Source organism: Brunnivagina elsteri CCALA 953 (genome assembly GCF_002289455.1).
Taxonomy (GTDB): domain Bacteria; phylum Cyanobacteriota; class Cyanobacteriia; order Cyanobacteriales; family Nostocaceae; genus Brunnivagina; species Brunnivagina elsteri.
Genome location: NZ_NTFS01000075.1, coordinates 1 through 20066, shown reverse-complemented (window position 1 = coordinate 20066; position 20066 = coordinate 1). Strand labels below are relative to the sequence as shown.

The following is a 20066-nucleotide window of genomic DNA, read 5'->3' as shown; positions in this document are numbered from 1 at the left end:
TACAGGGCGGCTATCGCCAACAGAAGCTACTTCGTATCTACCGTAGGTAGACGCAGAGAACGCCTTAGACGCGGAGCCGCTACCTTTGGAAGTCACTTCGTGCCTACCCGAAGGGTAGGAAGAGAAGGAAAAAATGCTTAACTGGACTGTATTGGAATATAAATTAGAAATGGCAAATTCATAGATATTTTCTGTATCGAATGCAGCGATTTAGTAATTTACAGGATTTCACAAATAATTAATTTTACTTTTTAGATAACTTAGGTAAAGTAATTTTATCCCAAGATGATAACGCCACAATCAGATCATGATAATTATGGGAAAATCGTTCCTACGTAGTCAAGCTTTATTTTCTGCGATCGCACTACCAATGTTTGTACTCACCTCACAAGCTGCGATCGCAGAAGAATGTCGCGTTCAACTGCATAACAACAGCAGCTTTAAGATTCGGGAAGTGCGGATGTCCCATGTCGGTAAAGATAGTTGGGGAGAAAATCTAGTTGATGATATTAAAGACAAAACCGTCTGGCAAGGTCAATCTGTTAATCTTGAATTTGAGGATAACGAAAACCAGTGCGAATATGACATGAAAATCGTTGATGAACAGAAAAATCACGACGAACATCGTATCAATATTTGTAATGGCTCTGATTTTGAAATTACAGATAATTAATTATTAATTCTTCCAAATAGTAGGGGCGGGGTCTCCCCGCCCTTAAAATTATGAATACGATTGATAGTCCCTAATTTGGGATATTTTATTTTCTGGAATTCCTAACCATTAAGGAACTGTTTGTGGAATTGGTGCTGGTACTGTTTGCGGAATTGGTGCTGGTACTGGTTCTGGAACTGGTGCTGGTATTGTTTGGGGAATTGGTGCTGGTACTGGTTCTGGAACTGGAGATGGCATTGGTTGCGGTATCGGGTTGGGTACGGTTTCTGGTGCTGTTTTTGGTTCGGGGATGACGATAAGTTGGAGCATAATTATTTTAGAGAAATTCCTTCTATATCCTTTAAACTTCAGATTCTAGGTGTTGCCATCTACCGAAATGACTAATCCTCTCTCACAAGCTGAAACCCCGCTCTTAACTGCACTATGGAAATGTACCCAAGAAAACCACACTCCTTTCTATACCCCCGGACATAAACGGGGTATGGGAATCTCACAAAAATTAGTGGATGCTTTTGGTAAAAAGGTATTTGCTGCTGATTTAGCTGAGTTGACAGAGTTAGATAATTTATTGGCACCTGAAGGAGTTATTGCCAAAGCGCAACAATTAGCAGCAGAAGCCTTTGGTGCTGCCCGTACTTGGTTTTTGGTGAATGGTTCCACTTGCGGGATTGAAGCGGCTATTTTGGCGACTTGCGGTACGGGTGATAAGATTATTCTGCCTCGCAATGTCCACTCTTCGGCTATTGCTGGTTTAATTTTGTCTGGTGCGATGCCAATTTTTGTAAATCCTGAATATGACCCTATTTTAGATATTGCCCATAGTATTACCCCGGAAACTGTTGCTGCGGCACTTGAAAAACACCCAGATGCAAAAGCTGTATTCATGGTTTATCCAACTTATTACGGTATCTGTGGTGATGTGGAAGCGATCGCAAATATTACTCACAGTTATAATATTCCCCTACTGGTTGATGAAGCACATGGAGCGCATTTTGCCTTTCATCCAGAATTTCCCATGCCAGCATTAACAGCAGGTGCGGATATTTGTGTACAATCGATTCATAAAACCTTGGGTGCGATGACACAAGCTTCAATGCTCCACCTTCAAGGTAATCGGGTTAACTGCGATCGCATTACTTCTTCTTTACAGTTGCTACAATCTACCAGCCCTAGTTATATACTAATGGCAAGTTTGGATGCCGCGCGATCGCAAGTTGCATTACAGGGTAAGGAATTACTTTCCCAGACTCTACATCTTGCCTCGGAAGCTTGTAAGCGTATTTCGGAAATACCTGGTTTATCTGTTTTAGATTTAAGTAATTTTAATTATCTAAATTTTACACAAGACCGAACCCGTTTAACGATTCGGGTAAGTGAACTCGGTTTAACCGGATTTCAAGCAGATGAAATTTTGGAAACTGAATTTGGGATTAGAAGTGAATTTGCATCCCCGCAACATGTTACTTTTATTATCAGCTTGGGAAATACCTCTTCGGATATTGAAAATTTAGTACGAGGGTTGATTAAATTAGCCCAAAGATATGAAAATAATTGCCTCTTTCCCAAGAATGAAGAGGAGAAATATATAAATATTTTTAAGATTGCGAATAAATCAGTAATGTCCCCACGTGAAGCCTTTTTCGCTGCTACAGAGACTTTAGAGATAGAAAAAGCCTGCGGTTCCATTTGTGCCGAAATCATTTGTCCTTATCCCCCTGGCATTCCCGTACTAATGCCAGGAGAAATTATTACTCAAGATGCAATAAATTATTTACAACAAATTCTCGCATCTGGTGGATTTATTACAGGATGCTCTGATACTCATTTACAAACATTAAAAGTAGTTTCCATTTAACCCATTGATGTGAAATACAGTTTTTTTTACCAATCCCGTAGGGGCGTAGCTTGCTTCTCCGCTTCGGAGTACGGTTGTTCGCCCTAATTAATTTCGCCCTAATTAATATTGAATCCAAACGAGAAACATCTTTTATCAAGTTACCAATATAACTTTACCAGTTGCCAGGTCGTAGATACCACCAACAATTTTTAACTTACCTTGCTGAATCAAACCACCTAAAAGAATTGAAGATTCACACAAACTCTTAACTTGATATTGAACATTGGCAATAATCGAATTTTTCTCAATATCCCCAGTTTTCTGTCTAACACTTTCGACAGCAGGTTTTATTTCCTCAACAAATACACCAATTCTTCCAGGCAAAGGTTCATTTTTAATCGCAGCTATTACCGCACCACATTTCGCATGTCCTAAAACTACAATTAACTGCGAACCTAACACTGCTGAGGCAAATTCTAAGCTTCCAATTGCTGTTTGACTACTCACATTACCAGCAACTCGCACTACAAATAAATCCCCCAATCCTTGATCGAAAACAATTTCCGCAGGAACCCGTGAATCTGCACAACCTAATATTGATGCATAGGGATATTGGGCAACCGAGGTTTCCATCAAACGTAATTTTGATTGACGGGGATGTTCAGGTTTCCCATCAATAAATCTTTGATTACCTCGCAATAATTTCTGCAAAGCTTCTTCAGGAGAAAAAGGTCGAAGTTTATTTTCTGGTGTCGCTTGAGCTTTAGATTGTTGGGCTATAGCCTCTTCCCCATTTAAAATTAAGCTACTTGCTGCAATTCCTACACTTCCAACTCCAATGAGTTTTAAGAAATTACGACGACCAGCAAATCCATTGATTCTACTCATGAATTACCCCAAATTATCTAGCTCAATATTCTAATTAGAACAGCTAAATGCAACTGTAAAAAGTTCTACGCAGACAATTATTCTGCAATATTGGATTGCAATTAATGTACGCTTTGATTACACAGGTTCGCTGTTAAAAAAAAAACCGATTAACTGTTTCTTCTATCCAGGAATATACCGAAATAAAGCTATTCATTTGAAGTATTATTTGTGATTTATATTTCTTAATAAAATATTTTAGGTAATAATAATCAAACTCAAAAAAGCTAGACTACCTACTATTAATTAGATGGAGACTAAATTACTAATCGTATTTAAGTATAAACACTATCGTTATTTTATATCTATCGCCATTGATAATAGCTTTTGTCAATGGTATCCATTCGATTTTCTAAAGTTGTTGATGCGATTAGGGAACACCAAAAAATAAATGACCCAATAAAGGGTATGTTAAAGCTAGGCTGTTGACTTTAGTGTCATAAACTCAACAGCCTAGCTTACGAGTATACACTTAGGTTAAAAGGGTAGAAATTGCAGTAATACGGAAGTCAATCCGCTTACAAAGTCGAAGAAACTGGGTTTACCCGTATTAATTTTGGTTTCACCTGGGGGAGTTTTGAGTTCAACGATGAAAGCTTGTGCGGTTTGGAATCCGTTTTGATTGTTTTGAGTTGTAAACAGTTTTTCGGCTGCTTGAGCGTCTTGAAATGCACCTTCGCGATCGAATAATTGATAGCGAGCGATACCACGGGCGAGAAATGCACCAGCATAGTCTGGTTTAATGGAAATTGCTTGGTTGAAATAATCTATTGCTTGTTGTTTGTTACCTTTTTCGGCTGAGGTGACTCCCAAAGTATAAAATTCTTCTGGTGTGGCAATTTGGGAAGGAATTCCGGATGCTCCTTGTAAATTGGCACCATTAACCGTGACATCGGTTAATTCGATACCATACAGATAAGCGTTTCTCAAATCTGTACCGACAATTGTTGCACCAGAGAGTTTTGCATAGTTTAAATTTGCACCAAATAGGCTAGCACCGCTCAAATTTGCACCTCGTAAATCCGCACCTGTTAAATTTGCACGGCTGAGGTTTGCACCTGCGAAATTGGCTCCACTCAAATCAGCACCTTGTAAATCAGCCATTACCAAACCAGCACCGCTCAAGTCGCAATTTTGGCAGTTTTTGGTAGCAAGTAATTGTTTGAGATGTTCGGAGTTTGCTGCTTGAGCAGTTGTGGTGATGCTGACGGTTGTTAAAAATAAGGCTGTAGCTAGAATATGGATTTTCATAAACCCCTAAACAATATGTTCTACTTGACACTCAACCTTAACCCATGAAAATCAGGATTAGGGGGAATTCAGTCAGTATAATTATTGGGACTCATAGGGTTGATATGCTACCCGTGCCATTGGGATAAAATCAATACAGGGCTATTTCGGCTGTTGACCTCCTTAAATAGTTGTTTTGATGGTGATAGGTTTAATCCAACTGATAAATTTAAGGTGAAAGTTAAACAAGAAGCAAGTAAAAGTTTTTCTAGCATTCCAATAGTCCTCTACCACGTAATAATCAATTAATCTGTGAATTTACTAATACTGAGAAATTTTTATGAATAACTATTGCTGCGACTGACTTACCCTTTAACTTAAGCGATCGCACAACTTCTTCTAAGTGATTTCCGTCACTCATGTGTGTGAGAAAAATGGGATATCACTAAGTTGACTGTCTGGAAATACCAGACAGTAAAGAATTTAGCTAAAAATTAAGATGTTACAAAGTTACGGCAATATCGCCCCATTTAGATTTGCTCCATCTGTATAAGCGTCATCTAAGTTTGCTCCTTTGAGATTTGCACCACTTAGATTGGCTCCTCTCAAATCGGTATTACTTAGATTCGCGTTGGTGAGATTGGTTTGGGAAAGGTTTGCACCTCCCAAATTTGCACCGCTCAAATCTACTCCACTTAAATTAGAATTGGCAAGGTTTGTACCTCCCATTTGAGCTTTTTGTAGATTCATCCTCCGCAAATCCTTGTTTGCGAGGTTAACTCCTCCTAGATTTTTTTTGCTGGGATTGGTTTTTGTTGGGGAGATTGATTGTTGTTTTTTTTGAACTGGAATTGGTGGAGTATTTTCTGTGGGTTCTGATGTTGCGATTGGTGATGTTTCAACTGGTGCTTCCGACAGATTGGGGCTGATATTGGGAATTGGGGTTGTGGATGCGATATTGGATGGTGTTTCGGTGGTTTTGAGTAGGGTATAAACCATTGTTCCAGCGACTAGAACCCCTCCTGTAAGTACCGCAGCGAGGGTAAATATTAAGCCTTGGCGCTGATTTGGCTGGGACATGATGATTTTGGATTGGGTGAAAATCGCTGTAATTGCTACAATTTATCCTAACCGTTGCGATCGCATAATGGTGGTTAGAGATTACCAAAAAATAGATTACCCAATAAATGTAGTAACCCACCATTCTTAAATAAAGCTTTTGGTTATCAAAAAAATATCCCCAACCTTTTTTAAAAGTCAGGGATATAAGTTGGTAATTTTTCAGAGTTGACTTTTGCTAAGGAGTCGAGTTAATTGTTAGCCAATAAACCAAACTCCTCGAACTGCTATGGCACCTGCTAAGACAGAAGCTGAAAGGGATGCGATCGCGGTTCCAAATAGCCACCAAGCTGCCTCTGCGACTGCCTTCTTGGCATCACGAGCTTGTTTTTTGGTTTTTTCTTTGACTTCGCTGAGTCGTTTTTGTGTCTCGGTTTGGATTAATTCGGCACGTTGAAGAACGCGATCGCGGGTAGATTCAATCCGGTTGACGATTTGGTTTGCTTGTTCTTCGGAAATATCTTCACGGGAGGAAATAACGGCAACCAGGGTATTGCGATCGAATTGACTTAAGCGATCGCGTAATGCATCAAAACCTGTTTGTGGGTCGTCGAATAATTTGCTAAAGTCTTGTTGAATCCCTTCATAGTTGAGTTCGGGACGTTCGAGGGAGTTTAGATAGTTGCGGATTTTGCCAAATACACTATCTAAAGCTGATTGAATCCGTTTTTGAATTTGCTGAAATTGCTCGAATATGGAGTCACGGGTTGAGATGATTTGCTCAACAATCCGGTTTGCTTCCTCTTCGGAAATGTCTTCCCGTTGTGAAAGTAGCGCTACCAAAGTCGAGCGATCTATTTTTGTAACTCTATCACCTAAGCTTTCAGCTCCCGCACGAGGACTTTGCAATAATAATTGTAAGTCGCGTTTAATTCCTTCGGGGTTGAGTTCTTCTTTGTTAGTATTCCGCAGGTAATTTTCGAGGTTTTGTTCAAAATCAATCACTCGTTTGCTAGCACTTTTTGCTAACCGTTGTGGTGCTTTCACCAAGTTGTTAATTGTTTGTTGGAACGAGTCAATAATGTGGTTGATTTGCTCCTCATTTAAATCACCGCGTTGTGTTAATAATGTCACCAAAGTATCGCGATCGAAATGTGAAAGTCTTTCTCCTAAAGCAGATGCACCAACATTTGGCTCTTGGAGGAATTTCTGTAAATCCCGTTGAATACCTTCGGGGTTAAGTTCTTCCAAGTTAGTACTGCGGAGGTATTCAGTAATTGAATCTATGGTTTGCCCATACTGCTCTTTAACTTTCGTTGCGGCTTTTTGTGGTGCTTGGAGAATACTGTCTCGTACCGATTCCAAATTATCTAAAATTTCGTTAACTCGTTCCTCGCTCAAGTCTTGACGCTGACTTAATAATTGTACTAAGGTTTGGCGGTCAAATTGCGATAAGCGATCGCGTAAAGCTTCAACACCAGCTTGTGGTTCATCAATTAAGGTTTTAAAATCGCGTTCGATACCTTCAGGATTGAGTTCATCGAGGTTGGTATTCCGCAAATATTCTTCAACTTTTTGACGTAATTCAGTTGCTTGGTTGAGAATTTTGTCCCGCGCTCCTTCGAGTCGGTTAACAATATTATTTGCTTCTTCTGCGCTCAAATCTTGACGTTGTTGCAAAGAATTTATCAATGTATCGCGGTTTAATTCACCAAAACCTGATGTTAATTCTTCTGCATTTGTTTCTGAGTCTTGTAACAATTCCCGGAATTTCTCTGTAAACTCTTCTGCGTTTAATTCATCTTTGCTAGTAGAGCTTAAAAGACTTTCTACTCGACTACGAAGTGATGGGTAAGTTTCATCACCTTCTGAATTTTTAACTAATTCTAAAACTTCACGACGAAGGCTTTCCAACTGTTCAGATATCTCTTTGGCTCGTGCTTCGCTAATATCTTGACGCTGGTTGAGTAAATTCACGAAATACTCTTGATTTAGCTCTTCTAATTGAGGACGAATTACCTTTGGTGAAATATTGGGGTCAAAAATAATTTCATGGAATTCATCTTGTAAAGTAATGCGATTAAAATGCCAAGAGAAGGAATGCAAAATGTACTCTTCGACATCACCTTTAATTGTATTGTCGTTCGCTGCTTTTGGTATATTTGCCGCAACTGTATCTGTAGCTTTATCGCGTAACTTCTTCAATTCTTGGGTAATGTATTCAACATCAATATCTTTAACTTTACCTTTAATTTCTTGTAATTGATGTGTCACCCGATCAAAATCAACATTTGATAAATCAATTTTATCAAGAACAGCACCAGCAACAGCACCTACACCCGATTGCATTGTTTGCTTGATTAAACCATTAGTTTGCTTGCCATTGCCATTACCAACAGCAACCAATTCTTTGAGACGTTCGCCAATCTTTTCCGATTTTAATTCATCAGGAGATGCTGATTTCAATAAATTAATAACTTGCTCAGTTGGATTCTGACGATTAAATGCTTGTTGCCAAGCTACTTCTAATTGGTCAGCAATGCGATTTATATCACTTTTAGAAAAGTCAGTTCGACTGCTAATTAAATCTAAAAAAGTTTGGCGATTAACATTCTTCAATAATTCACCATCACCCAAAGATTGGAAATCAATATCCTTCAATATTTGGTCAAACTGACTGCGAATATCTTGCAAATTAAACTGTGGTAACTGTACCGAAGACAACGAACTTTGAAGCGTATTCTTAATACTATCCGCATCAAAACCCGAAGTTAACTCACGACGAACAGCAGCAGTAATATCCTCCGCAGTCGAAACCATTTGTTGTTTAGCTGCATTCGCACCAAGTGCTGCTGATGCCGTTCCCATTAGCCCTTTTAAACCAGAGCTAGCAGTATTAACAATTGAACCAATCAACGAACCAACAGCCGAAGAACCAAGCCAAATAATTAGTGCAAAAAATGCCGACCAGATGACAATACCAATAATTGCACCAAGAAATGCACTTTCAATTAAACTCAGTTTTACTGCTAGAAAACAAGCAGCAAATAGAGCCAAACTCATAGTAAAAATTGACCAAATTCCCACCTTGGCTTCAACAGCACGAATTTGATTCCCAATAGTATCAGTGTCATCATCAGCAACATCAGCACCCGAAGAAATACCGACTGCAACTGAAAAATTTGTAAATAGCAATTGAAATGCGATCGCCATTATTAAACCAGCAAATAATGCCACTAAAAACTTCGGTCCTGAAAACATTACCGATGCTTGTTCTGGTGTTAAAGATGTTAAACCTTCCTGAGCCAGAATTGGAGATAACAACCCTAATTTAAAAACATCGGATTGTAACATATTTACTGCCATTGTAACCATATTTATTTCCTCATTTTTGCTCAAAAAATCTAGAACAAGCTCATAAAATCATGCAGAGAATAAAGGGTAATTGAACCTTGATTTAGTTATAAAACATCAGAAATAATACAGAGCATAGAATAAATCAAATTGTTCTACCTACCCATTATGGGTTATTCTTCATCATCCCTGTGATGTCAATACGGTTGGGTTAAGCTTCTAGAGACCTTCCGGTGAAACGTCTTTACGAGCATTCTGGCTATATTTGTTGTCTTAACCGAACTGTATGCCTGTGATATTGTCAATTAAACCCATTGCTCTGACAATCAAACGTTGCATTAACTAGCTTCATTCATCAACATAACTATCTGTTCTCTTGACCATTACTTCCGAAAGGAATAAATACTATAACCAGAAGTTAGATTTCAAATTAAAGATACAAAATGAGAACCAAAATTTTAATGATAAAAGCGATATTTCAATTAAAAACATGAAATTTCAATTAAAAATGCGAAGTTTTGCGTCTTAACACCATCTATTCTTGGTCAGGATTATTCACTCCTCTGACTCAAAGCTCTCTGTATCTCTATAGTTATTTATTAAAAAAGTCTAATTTGCATCACAAACATAATGGCGATACAAAAAATGCATCAAAGTATGACTATTGATAGAGATAAAAACTCTAACATAAGATTGATGAAAAACAAATTTGAAAATGTATAAATAAACTTAGTGAATGCAACGAAATTATAAGTAATTAAATTCTTAAGCGGGGAAATAAAAATGGTAGTAGGCTTAAATAATAAAAGAGCTGTAGGTGTGTTTTCACACCGTCGTGATGCTGAAAGTGCGCTGCACGAGTTAAAAAATTCCGGCTTCCCAATGGAGCGTGTATCAGTAATTGCCCAAGACACCGACAGCACGAATATGTCAGGTGCCGAAGTTCGTGAAAAAGTAGGCAACAAAGCAGATGAAGGTGCATCACTTGGTGCTGCCACAGGTGGAACTTTAGGTGGTTTAACAGGTTTATTGGTAGGATTAGGAACGCTGGCAATTCCTGGTGTTGGTCCAGTGATGTTAGCTGGTGCAACCGCAACTGCGATCGCAACTACTTTAGCTGGTGCTGGTATTGGTGCAGCAGCAGGTAGTTTGCTAGGTGGATTAATCGGTTTAGGAATCCCTGAAGAAGAAGCACGTTCCTACAATGCGCGAGTTGAACGCGGACATTATTTAGTAATGGTAGATGGAACTGATGCCGAAATTGCCCGTGCCGAAAGAATCCTGCGGGATTCGGGAATCGAGGATTTTGCCATCTACGACCAACCAAATCAACCTCACCAAGAATACGGAACCGCAGATGTTTACCCAGCAGTTGTAACCCCCATCGCTGAAAACACTTCATTCGGTTATACCCCTGGAGTCAATACCCAGCCAACAATTCGTAATAAACGGGCTGCTGGTGTATTTAGGCAGCGTCGTGATGCTGAAGCCGCTCTGACTGAACTTAGAGATACTGGGTTTGCAATGGATAATGTTTCCATCATTGGCAAAGACGCAGGTAATAATGTTAACGCAGTATCGGCAACTGATATGCATGGTAACAAAGCCGATGATGGAGCTAAAACAGGTGCAGCTACAGGTGCAGCATTGGGTGGTTTCGGTGGTTTGTTGGTAGGTTTAGGTGTTTTAGCAATTCCTGGAGTTGGACCTGTAATTGCAGGTGGTGCAGCAGCAACAGCCCTAGTCACAACCCTAACAGGAGGGGCAATTGGTGCGGCAACTGGTGGTGTTGCAGGTGGATTAGTAGGCTTAGGTGTACCCGAAAATCAGGCACAGGTATATAGTGACAGCTTAAACCGAGGTGACTATCTTGTCATGGTTGACGGCAGCGAAGACGAAGTTCGACGTGCCGAACCAATCCTCAAACGTCATGGAATCCAAGATTTTGACATCTTCAATGCCACAGATATCAATGTCAACAAACGCGAAACTCCAGCAATGGATAGTTCCCGCGCCAATTACACCGCAGACATTAACCGAGATAATGCGATACTCCCTAATGAAGTGGCTACAGTCAACGCTAGTGATGCTTCTGTGATTATCATCGATCGCCGTGATGATACTGTGTAGAAAAAATAAATGCTGAATACTGTGGTTTCTTGGTAAAAGTATTGCTAAGACTATGACTAAGAGTATTAAGCTTAAAGTTAGCATTTAGTATGTGATATAGCAGTCCTAAATCGATTATCGAAATTTCGGTTTTAGGATTGCTATTATTAATAATTAAGGGTTACATGCCAACACTCAAATAACAAGCTGCAATTAGAATAGGAGAATTTATGGAAACGCAAGAACAAGCACAATATATACATCAAGATGTTGATGCTAGCGAATCTAATGGTACAGCAGTTCTTGATGATTTAGCAAATGACAGCTTACCAAAGTTACCTCCAGCAACTGAAACACAATGGCAGGAATTTAGTGATAAAGTTGCAGTATTTTTACAAAGATTACCTGAGTATATCGGTGGTTTTTTTAATCAGTACAAAGCACAAATTACTAGTGTTGCTTTAATTTTTGCCGCTCTGATTTCAGTAAAAATTGTATTGGCAATACTTGATGCAATTGATGATATCCCCCTAATTGCATTCTTCTTTGAATTAGTTGGGATTGCTTATGTAGTTTGGTTTATTTCCCGCTACCTACTCAAAGTATCTACACGTCAAGAACTAGTTTCTGAAATTAATTCCTTTAAGAAGCAAATTATTGGGAATGAGGATACTTTTTCTGGGAATTAAGTTCTAGAAATTAAGTTCTGGAAATTAAGTTCTCTGTAGGGGCAAAGGGTTGTTTGCCCTTAATTATTATAAAATGAAATATGGATCAAATAACCGCCATAGATGGGTTTGTGTTCCCGTTATGGCAGCAGCTTCCCGTAGATTATACCATTTTAATATGAAGATGCATAGAAAGAACCCCACCGCCTGTGGCACCTCCCCTTGCTTTACGCGCTTCGCGTTCCCGCAGGGTAGGGGAGGTATAGAGAAGTCACATAATGTGCAGGCTCACATAGAATTGGTATTAGACGCAGAGAGAAGAGAGTACTGAAGGTTTCATTTATATACATAAAGATAGATAAAACAGCTTGAATCTAAATTCAATTCCATCCGGAAGATAGTGTAAATTTAGTCACTACTTTTATAAGCTATATATGTAATGAGCAACAACAAGATTGCTGGGATGGAGGGATAAAATAATGGAAAATAATCCAGTTAAGAAAGCAGTAGATTCATCAGAACGGGCAGAAAGAGATACATACGATCGCGGCATAATTCCGGCAGAAACGGCAGCACGGAAGGAGCGGGAAGGTGCATCTTATAAAACATTACCGACGGAAGAAAGGGAACGAGACACAGCTACTAATGACCAAACAACATCTGATAGTATTCGCACAACTGACGGTTATACTGTAGATAATGAAGGTTTATTAAATAACTACGCAGTCGAACCAGAAATGTACTATGAAGAACCTGGTGATGCACGTCAGCAAGCTGAAGCTGAACGTCAATTAAGAATGCAAGAATTACAAGAAATTAATGATAAAGATGAGGATGGAAAGTTAACGATGGATGGGGATACACGTGGTAAAGGTACGGGAGCTATTTAAATAATTACTAATTTGTAATTATGTCTCATGGTTTGCATTCACGATGATTGGGTTCAATACCTAATTGTCGTTTTTTGGTAACCGTTCAGGGGGGTAACGAGAGAATAAGGGTTACAGGTGATTTATTTTCATGATCTAGCCTCTATTTCTCCAACTTACGGGTTTAAGATGCCTCAAACCCATCAACTTCGCACCCCCCGTGAACGGTTACGTTTTTTGTTGATACCATTTGGGAATTAATATTTTGATATTATGTCCGGTTGATTATCCATAATAAAATAAAAGAATCCCCCCTTGAAAAGGGGGGAAAATAAAAATATAGTTCTTTTAGTACTTTCATTAACTTCCCCACACTAGGGGGAAACAAGAATCCAGTTCCCTCCCCTTAACAAGGGGAGGGTTATTTTATTTCTATCAATTTTATCGATTAATTACAAATGGATCAATTTCTTGATTATGCCACTGTCTTTGATACCATTCGGAAACTAAGGGACGAATTACAAACTTGGGTATATCTCCAGCTTGAACATCGATACGTAAACTAGAATAAGGTCGTCGTCTTTGCGAACCTTGCCCGTTTCGACCAATAAATAACTTCGACTTGCCAACTAACCGTGATTCATTACCAAATGTCTCAATTAAATCTGTACCTTCAGGACGTTGACGACGCAAACTAAATCCACTTCCTCCGCAAATAATCCAATTTATGTGGGAGTCTCCATGTCCAGTATCCTGGGTTTGCAAATATTCCAAACAATGGGCATGTCCACTAAATACTAAATCTACAAGGGGACGATTTTGATTTAGGGAACCAATTGTTTCCGCAACTGCATCAAATACTTGCCGCAAATGATGACGAATTGCTAATGTCTGCGCTTGCTGCCATTTTGTGGCTTCGGTAACGTAGGGGGGATGATGTAAAAATATGACTCTACCCCTAACTGATTGTTATTCCAAGATTCAATTAATTTCCCCTTTAACCATTCAAGTTGTTCCGTGTCGATGGAACTTTCTTGTTTTGGTGCAAGTTGCTTGTCAATATCGACGGTGATTTCTTCTACCTGGGTAATTTGCCCTTGTAAATCGTCGAGTTGTTCAGCTTCTGTGGGGTTGTTGGGATTGAGTTTGGCTATTTTGTCTAAAATTTGCTGTTTTTGCTGTTCTAATTCTTGATATTCTCTTTCTAGTCGCTGTCGATGTGCATCTCCTGCGCTGGTTTTTGGTATCGGTAATGGGTCATTAAATGTATTAGAATCAAGGGCAAAAAAGTCAATACCGCCGTAATTAAACGTATAGTAACGATTTGGTAATCGAGTAAATTTACTCGGCTCATATCGTAAACAGTAACCACTATCGGTTTTTGCTGTGTAATGTTCGTCAAGGTGATGTGCCAAATCTCCCGGCATTATCTGGGATTTTAGGTAGTCGAGAAAAGCCTTTGCGTAAGCGTCACCTGCCCGTGAACCGTACCAACCCACATCAAGGTCAAGCTTTGACTGGATTAAACGCCGAATTGGTAGTGTACCTAAAGATACAACGCTCCAAAATAGAGGTAAGTCGTAATAGTCATGGTTTCCGGGAACTGGGAATATGGGTAATTTGAAAGTCATGTTGTCGTAGGCAATATGCTGATAATTTTCGCCATTGACAAGAAATTCGCGATAGGGTTTAAGAAAATTTTGATGGTAGTATTCGCTAGAACCGACAAGATAAACAACATCCCCAGTGTGGAGCATAAACCGACATTGCTCGTGATGGGGAAGCATGAGTTCGGCTATTTGACGTTGGGGGTTATGTCCTCTGTGTTTTCCCGTTCCGCTATCACCAACAACTAGAAACGAAAATTCATCATCCTTATCCTTGCCATCATCCAGTATAAACCGGGTTTGATCGATTCCTCTCGCTGTAATTAATGGTTCCTGCCAGCATACCCTTTGCTTCATTTTCCGAATTTTTTCTGCGATCGCAACCTCAAATACAAGTTTCATAATTGATGATAATTGGTTAATAGTTAATAGTGATTGGGCATTTATTAATTTCTAACTCCTAATTCCTAACTCAAAAATCCTAACTCTCTTTTCCCTACTTCTCCTCAATGACCAAATTTGGTAATCCTTCCAGTTTTTCTAATGGTTCTACCTCTTCAATGGTGGGGACAAAAATATTCAAAGCACTTGGAATACATTTAATTTCCACTGGTGCTGCTTCTATAACTTCCCCATCAATGGCGATTTTTTGTGGTGGATTAGTTGTAATTTTAAATTGTTTTGCCCGTAAATAACCAATATCATCGCGATCGGCTGCATTTCCAGATGAGGCTGTTTGAAATAGATGAAACGCACTTGCTAATGCAGCAGCTTTTGTCGCAGGGGCAACAATTGTCATATCCAACAATCCGTCATCAACAATAATACCCGCATTCCCCTGGGCTAATACTGATGTTGATGGTGCAGCATTTGCCACAGTTACAGCCGATGCAGTAGTTTTAATGATTTTATCTTCGGTTTCAATTTCAACATCAAAACTCTTTAAATTACCCAACTCCTGCAAACCTGCTAACACATAAGCCATCACACCCAAACGGTTCTTTGCATCGCGATCGGCTCGTTCCACAGTTTCAGCTTCAAACCCAATCCCTGCCAATAATACCATTGGATAACCATTACATTCTGCTGCATCAATGGTTCGCGTTATTCCCTGCAAAATCACCTCACAAGCACCTGGAATAGTGTCGGGAATTCCCAACGCATTGGCAAAAGCATTTGCCGTTCCCCGTGAAATAATTCCAAACCCGATATCTGTGCCGATTACGGCTGCGGCTGCGGCTGAAAGCGTGCCGTCTCCCCCCGATGCAATAATGGTATTAGCTCCCGCTTTAACTGCGATGGTTGCCAGTTCACCAGCACCAATTTCCTCCGTAGTGAGACAAATCTCTAATTTGATTTCCGGTTCTAGTATAGAGCGAATTTGTGCTAGTTCTTGTTCGGGGTCGCCCTGACCAGCTGCGGGGTTAAAGATGAGGTAAGCAGAACGATTCATAATCACAATTTTAGATATTTCCGGTTTTGCTGGTATTAGGGAATATTTAAGTCATATTCTTTCATCTGCGATCGCATTAAGTCTTCCTTCTGACGGTAGGTTTAGTTGTCATTCTAATGACTTAACTTCCAAAGAATACAATATATACATATCAATCATAATTACCCAAGTAGTCTCTCAGCAAGCTCAAAAAGTTTTTGATATATTAGCTATGTATGTAATCTTAAATAAATAAATGCATCTTTTACTACTTTTTTCGATAAGTATTATTACTTTTAGTAGTTTGGCAATTGTTAGCACGACAAATGAAACAGCTTTCGCTCAAAAGCTAAATTGTAATGATTCTACAAATCTCAATCAATCGCAAATGAATGAGTGTGCTTATCTGTTTTATCAAAGTGAAGATAAGAAATTGAATCAAGCTTACAAAAAAGTTGTACCCACTTTACCAGCTTCGAGAAAGCAAAAATTAATTGCTGCTCAACAAGCTTGGATTAAATTTCGTGACGCTAGCTGTGATTTTGAACGTAGCGAGACTGAAGGTGGTTCAATTTCCCCATTAATTTATTATGGCTGTATGCAGCAACTAACCAAAGTTCGGACAGGGGAATTAATTAATTATTTGTCCCCAAATTAGGGTTAACGGTTAATCGTTAATTGTCGCGCATCGTACTGATGTATTATTCGTGATTTTATTTGTAATCATTAAAACTAAAACAATCCTTTTTTGCGTATTTATATTGAGAAAAGTCCGGTTTTTTATTTTTGCATAAAGACAATAAATATACTCAATGATTACGGGAAGCTAGTAAAATTTATGCAAAATGAGTATTTATGTAGCAATACAGTTCAGTTAAGCATTTTTTCCTTCTCTTCCTACCCTTCGGGTAGGCACGAAGTGACTTCCAAAGGTAGCGCTCCGCGTCTAAGGCGTTCTCGTGTGGGTAAAGAAACCCGGTTTCTGGGATTGTCGTTGCGATTGGAGATATTTCATGGGGGAGAAACCGGGTTTATGAAAAGTTTGCGATCGCACTGAACCCTTTCGAGTTATTCCATTTCTTATTTACAAAAGTTAGTAAAGATTTATTAAAAAGTAAAAATTAATCTTGCTTAAAATCAGGTAATAGTAGCCCCTATTGGTCATCGACTGCGGTAGTCTAGATCAAGTAAATAATCTCCACACTTTGACAAGCAACTTTATTTTATGACATCAGTTGTTTCTAGCCCGTCACGTACCGTTCGCATCGGTTCACGCAAAAGCCAACTTGCACTAGTTCAGACATATTGGGTTCAAGAACAGCTGCAAAAAAGCTTTCCAGATATAAAATTTGAAGTTCATACAATGTCAACCCAAGGTGACAATATCTTGGATGTGGCATTGGCGAAAATTGGTGATAAGGGACTATTTACCAAAGAACTCGAACTGGGGATGATAAATCAGGAGATTGACTTTGCGGTTCATTCCCTCAAGGATTTGCCAACTAACTTACCATCTGGCTTGACATTGGCTTGCATTACCGAACGGGAAAATCCTGCGGATGCCCTTGTTGTCCATGAAAAATATAAAGATAAGCAAATTGATACCTTGCCAGAAGGTACAGTAATTGGGACTTCTTCACTGCGACGCTTGGCACAGTTACGACATCATTTCCCTCATTTGCAATTTAAGGATGTGCGTGGGAACTTGAATACCCGTTTGGCGAAATTAGATGCAGGTGATTACGATGCTCTCATTTTAGCTGCGGCTGGTTTGCAACGTTTGGGAATGAGCGATCGCATTCATCAAGTTATTCCCTCTGAAGTCTCCCTACATGCTGTTGGACAAGGTGCATTGGGTATCGAATGCCGTGCTGATGATGGCGAAATCATTTCCTTGTTAAAGGCTATCGAACATCCAGAAACACGCGATCGCTGTCTTGCCGAACGAGCTTTTTTACGGGATTTAGAAGGTGGTTGTCAAGTACCTATCGGCGTAAATACCGAATTGAATGGTGATAATCTGACCCTGACAGGTATAGTTATTAGTGTCGATGGACAAAATAAGGTTCAAGATACTGTCGCTGGAAAAGCTAGCGAAGCCGAGAAATTGGGAACCCAACTAGCAAATACTCTGCGTCAGCAAGGAGCTAAAGAGATTCTCGATAAAATTTTTACCGAGATTCAACGTGGTTCTTAGAGGTTGTTTGAAAAGTCTCTCTCGATGTCATGCTGAGAAACGTACGCGCTGAGTCGCAAAGCGACACGCTGCGCGAACGCGTTCCCGTTCCCTCGTTCGCCTTTGGCGTTCCCGTAGGGTAGAGGGTTCCCGAAGGGTAGGGTAGCATCTCAGTCTTTGTAGGTTGGGTGGAGGCTTTGCGTAACCCAACACTAATCGACACAATCAAGAGTTGTATTTTATTTAATTCAGATTCCTAAATACTGGGAATAACTGTGTTTGAATTAAAATCTGTTAAGCTGCCAACAATCAAGTTTTCAGTTCAATAATGAAAGTTAATTACTGAAAGTTGGCAGCTATTGATTTTATGAAGAGTTAATGGGTAATAATTAATTGGTAATGGTATATTATGCGAATTTTATTTGTGGCAGCAGAAGCAGCACCAGTCGCCAAAGTTGGTGGCATGGGGGATGTTGTGGGAGCATTACCCAAAATATTAAGAAAAATGGGGCATGATGTACGAATAATCATCCCTTATTATGGTTTTTTACCTGACAAAATGGAGATTCCCAAAGAGCCAATTTGGGGAGGTTCTGCTATGTTTCAGGACTTTTCTGTTTATGAAGGTGTCCTCCCCGGTACAGATGTTCCCTTGTATTTATTTGGACATCCAGTATTCAATCCTCGTCGCATTTATGGTGGGGAAGATGAACCTTGGAGATTCACATTTTTCTCCAATGGAGTGGCAGAGTTTTGCTGGAATTATTGGAAACCAGAAATCGTCCACTGTCACGATTGGCACACAGGAATGATACCCGTGTGGATGCATCAATCACCCGATATTAGCAGTGTTTTTACAATTCATAATCTCGCATACCAAGGACCTTGGCGTGGCTATTTGGAGAAGGTTACTTGGTGTCCTTGGTATATGCAGGGACACAACACAATGGCAGCTGCGGTACAATTTGCCGATCGGGTTAATACTGTTTCCCCAACCTACGCAGAACAAATTAAAACCCCAACATATGGTGAAGAAATCGAAGGTTTAATGTCATTTATTGGTGATAAATTATCAGGAATTATTAATGGAATTGATACTGAAATTTATGACCCCAGTACTGATAAATATATTGCTCAAAACTTCACTGCTGATACCTTAGAAAAGCGTAAAGCTAATAAAGTCGCGTTGCAGGAAGAAGTCGGTTTAGAAGTTAATAGTAACGCTTTTGTGATTGGGATGGTAACGCGGTTGGTAGAGCAGAAAGGCATCGATTTAGTATTGCAAATTCTCGATAGATTTATGTCATACACTGATGCTCAGTTTGTACTATTGGGAACTGGAGATAGATATTACGAAACCCAAATGTGGCAGATGGCATCGCGTTTCCCTGGACGGATGGCGAATTATCTCCTATATAATGACCCCTTGGCTCGACGTATCTACGCAGGTTCTGATGCTTTTTTGATGCCAAGTCGCTTTGAACCTTGCGGAATTAGTCAAATGATGGCTTTGCGTTATGGTTCTGTTCCTATCGTTCGTCGCACTGGGGGATTAGTCGATACGGTATCCCACCATGACCCGATGAATCACGCTGGTACTGGTTACTGTTTTGACCGATACGAACCTTTGGACTTATTTACCTGTTTGATTCGTGCTTGGGAAGGTTTCCGTTTCAAACCTCAGTGGCAAGAGTTACAGCAACGGGGAATGCATCAAGATTTTAGCTGGTATCAATCGGCAAAGCAGTACGATAAGTTGTACCGTTCCATACTCGGTTTGCCTGAGGAAGAAGTGCTGCAACAAGAATCGGTAGTGGAAGGAACTATTGTGACGGAGGAAATAGTTATCAGCATTAAGTGATGTAATTTTTGTTCGCAGAAATGTGGATTAAATAAATATTATCATTTGTAGGGGCGGGGTTTTCCCGCCCTTATGGTCATTTGGGATAATCTATTTTTTGGTGTGTTCTAATTACTGTCAGTTTCAATTGAAAAAGATACAGAACTTCCGGCAGCTATGAGGTACACACTCAAAGCTGAAAGCTATGATTAGGAGAGAGGCAAGGAGAAAAACTGTATTGTGTAATAGCCGGAAGCGCTGTAATCGAATATAACAACCCTATCA

16 protein-coding genes and 1 pseudogene are annotated in these 20066 nt (G+C 39.6%); 9 read left to right on the top strand and 8 right to left on the bottom strand.

Translation table 11 applies throughout. The features are described from left to right. Nucleotides 1–316: 316 nt before the first annotated feature. Nucleotides 317–673 carry a hypothetical protein gene (locus CK510_RS09385; RefSeq protein ID WP_095721454.1) on the top strand — a complete coding sequence of 119 codons (357 nt, stop codon included), beginning with the start codon at nucleotides 317–319 and terminating at the stop codon, nucleotides 671–673. Between the two features lie 108 nt (nucleotides 674–781). Here CK510_RS09385 and CK510_RS09380 read toward each other — a convergent pair whose 3' ends face one another. Then, nucleotides 782–982 (bottom strand): hypothetical protein, encoded by a 201-nt coding sequence (locus CK510_RS09380; protein WP_095721453.1) that lies wholly within the window; start codon nucleotides 980–982, stop codon nucleotides 782–784. Nucleotides 983–1049: 67 nt separating this feature from the next. On the opposite strand from CK510_RS09380, the gene CK510_RS09375 reads away from it, so the two are divergent. After that, complete coding sequence (locus tag CK510_RS09375; protein WP_095721452.1) at nucleotides 1050–2528, top strand: aminotransferase class I/II-fold pyridoxal phosphate-dependent enzyme; 1479 nt, start codon at nucleotides 1050–1052, stop codon at nucleotides 2526–2528. A 135-nt stretch (nucleotides 2529–2663) separates the two neighbouring features. On the opposite strand, the gene CK510_RS09370 is transcribed toward CK510_RS09375, so the two are convergent. From CK510_RS09370 to CK510_RS09355, 5 genes are all read right to left on the bottom strand, one after another. Beyond that, entirely contained in the window at nucleotides 2664–3398 is a 735-nt protein-coding gene (locus CK510_RS09370; RefSeq protein WP_095721451.1) for a carbonic anhydrase, read from the bottom strand. A gap of 516 nt (nucleotides 3399–3914) precedes the next feature. After that, the gene (locus CK510_RS09365; protein WP_095721450.1) at nucleotides 3915–4688 is read right to left on the bottom strand and encodes a pentapeptide repeat-containing protein; all 774 of its coding nucleotides are present in this window, start codon (nucleotides 4686–4688) and stop codon (nucleotides 3915–3917) included. Between the two features lie 107 nt (nucleotides 4689–4795). Next, nucleotides 4796–4942: a QAALIT motif small membrane protein gene (locus CK510_RS32645; protein ID WP_211293138.1), complete on the bottom strand. Its 147-nt coding sequence runs from the start codon at nucleotides 4940–4942 to the stop codon at nucleotides 4796–4798. A gap of 235 nt (nucleotides 4943–5177) precedes the next feature. Further along, nucleotides 5178–5747 (bottom strand): pentapeptide repeat-containing protein, encoded by a 570-nt coding sequence (locus CK510_RS09360; RefSeq protein WP_095721449.1) that lies wholly within the window; start codon nucleotides 5745–5747, stop codon nucleotides 5178–5180. 237 nt (nucleotides 5748–5984) lie between these two features. Further along, nucleotides 5985–9101 carry an MFS transporter gene (locus CK510_RS09355; RefSeq protein ID WP_245911986.1) on the bottom strand — a complete coding sequence of 1039 codons (3117 nt, stop codon included), beginning with the start codon at nucleotides 9099–9101 and terminating at the stop codon, nucleotides 5985–5987. Between the two features lie 762 nt (nucleotides 9102–9863). Between CK510_RS09355 and CK510_RS09350 the strand changes: the two genes are divergently transcribed. The 3 genes from CK510_RS09350 to CK510_RS09340 all read left to right on the top strand — a co-directional run bounded on the left by CK510_RS09350 (nucleotide 9864) and on the right by CK510_RS09340 (nucleotide 12747). Further along, a complete protein-coding gene (locus tag CK510_RS09350; RefSeq protein WP_095721448.1) occupies nucleotides 9864–11210 on the top strand; it encodes a histidine kinase in 1347 nt (448 codons plus the stop codon). A gap of 209 nt (nucleotides 11211–11419) precedes the next feature. After that, complete coding sequence (locus tag CK510_RS09345; protein ID WP_095721447.1) at nucleotides 11420–11878, top strand: CAAD domain-containing protein; 459 nt, start codon at nucleotides 11420–11422, stop codon at nucleotides 11876–11878. Between the two features lie 458 nt (nucleotides 11879–12336). Beyond that, on the top strand, nucleotides 12337–12747 hold the full coding sequence (locus tag CK510_RS09340; RefSeq protein ID WP_095721446.1) for a hypothetical protein: 411 nt from the start codon (nucleotides 12337–12339) through the stop codon (nucleotides 12745–12747). A gap of 420 nt (nucleotides 12748–13167) precedes the next feature. Here CK510_RS09340 and CK510_RS09335 read toward each other — a convergent pair. Further along, nucleotides 13168–14735 (bottom strand): annotated as a pseudogene (locus CK510_RS09335) (metallophosphoesterase family protein). A gap of 94 nt (nucleotides 14736–14829) precedes the next feature. After that, on the bottom strand, nucleotides 14830–15786 hold the full coding sequence (locus CK510_RS09330) for a YegS/Rv2252/BmrU family lipid kinase (RefSeq protein WP_095721445.1): 957 nt from the start codon (nucleotides 15784–15786) through the stop codon (nucleotides 14830–14832). A gap of 235 nt (nucleotides 15787–16021) precedes the next feature. On the opposite strand from CK510_RS09330, the gene CK510_RS09325 reads away from it, so the two are divergent. The 4 genes from CK510_RS09325 (at nucleotide 16022) to glgA (ending at nucleotide 19802) form a co-directional block, all read left to right on the top strand. After that, nucleotides 16022–16423, top strand: coding sequence for a lysozyme inhibitor LprI family protein (locus CK510_RS09325; RefSeq protein ID WP_095721444.1), 402 nt, complete (start codon nucleotides 16022–16024; stop codon nucleotides 16421–16423). A gap of 261 nt (nucleotides 16424–16684) precedes the next feature. Continuing rightward, a complete protein-coding gene (locus CK510_RS31635) occupies nucleotides 16685–16822 on the top strand; it encodes a hypothetical protein (RefSeq protein ID WP_158224868.1) in 138 nt (45 codons plus the stop codon). 168 nt (nucleotides 16823–16990) lie between these two features. After that, on the top strand, nucleotides 16991–17962 hold the full coding sequence (hemC, locus tag CK510_RS09320) for a hydroxymethylbilane synthase (protein ID WP_095721443.1): 972 nt from the start codon (nucleotides 16991–16993) through the stop codon (nucleotides 17960–17962). 388 nt (nucleotides 17963–18350) lie between these two features. After that, nucleotides 18351–19802 (top strand): glycogen synthase GlgA, encoded by a 1452-nt coding sequence (glgA, locus tag CK510_RS09315; protein ID WP_095721442.1) that lies wholly within the window; start codon nucleotides 18351–18353, stop codon nucleotides 19800–19802. The last annotated feature ends 264 nt before the right edge of the window (nucleotides 19803–20066 follow it).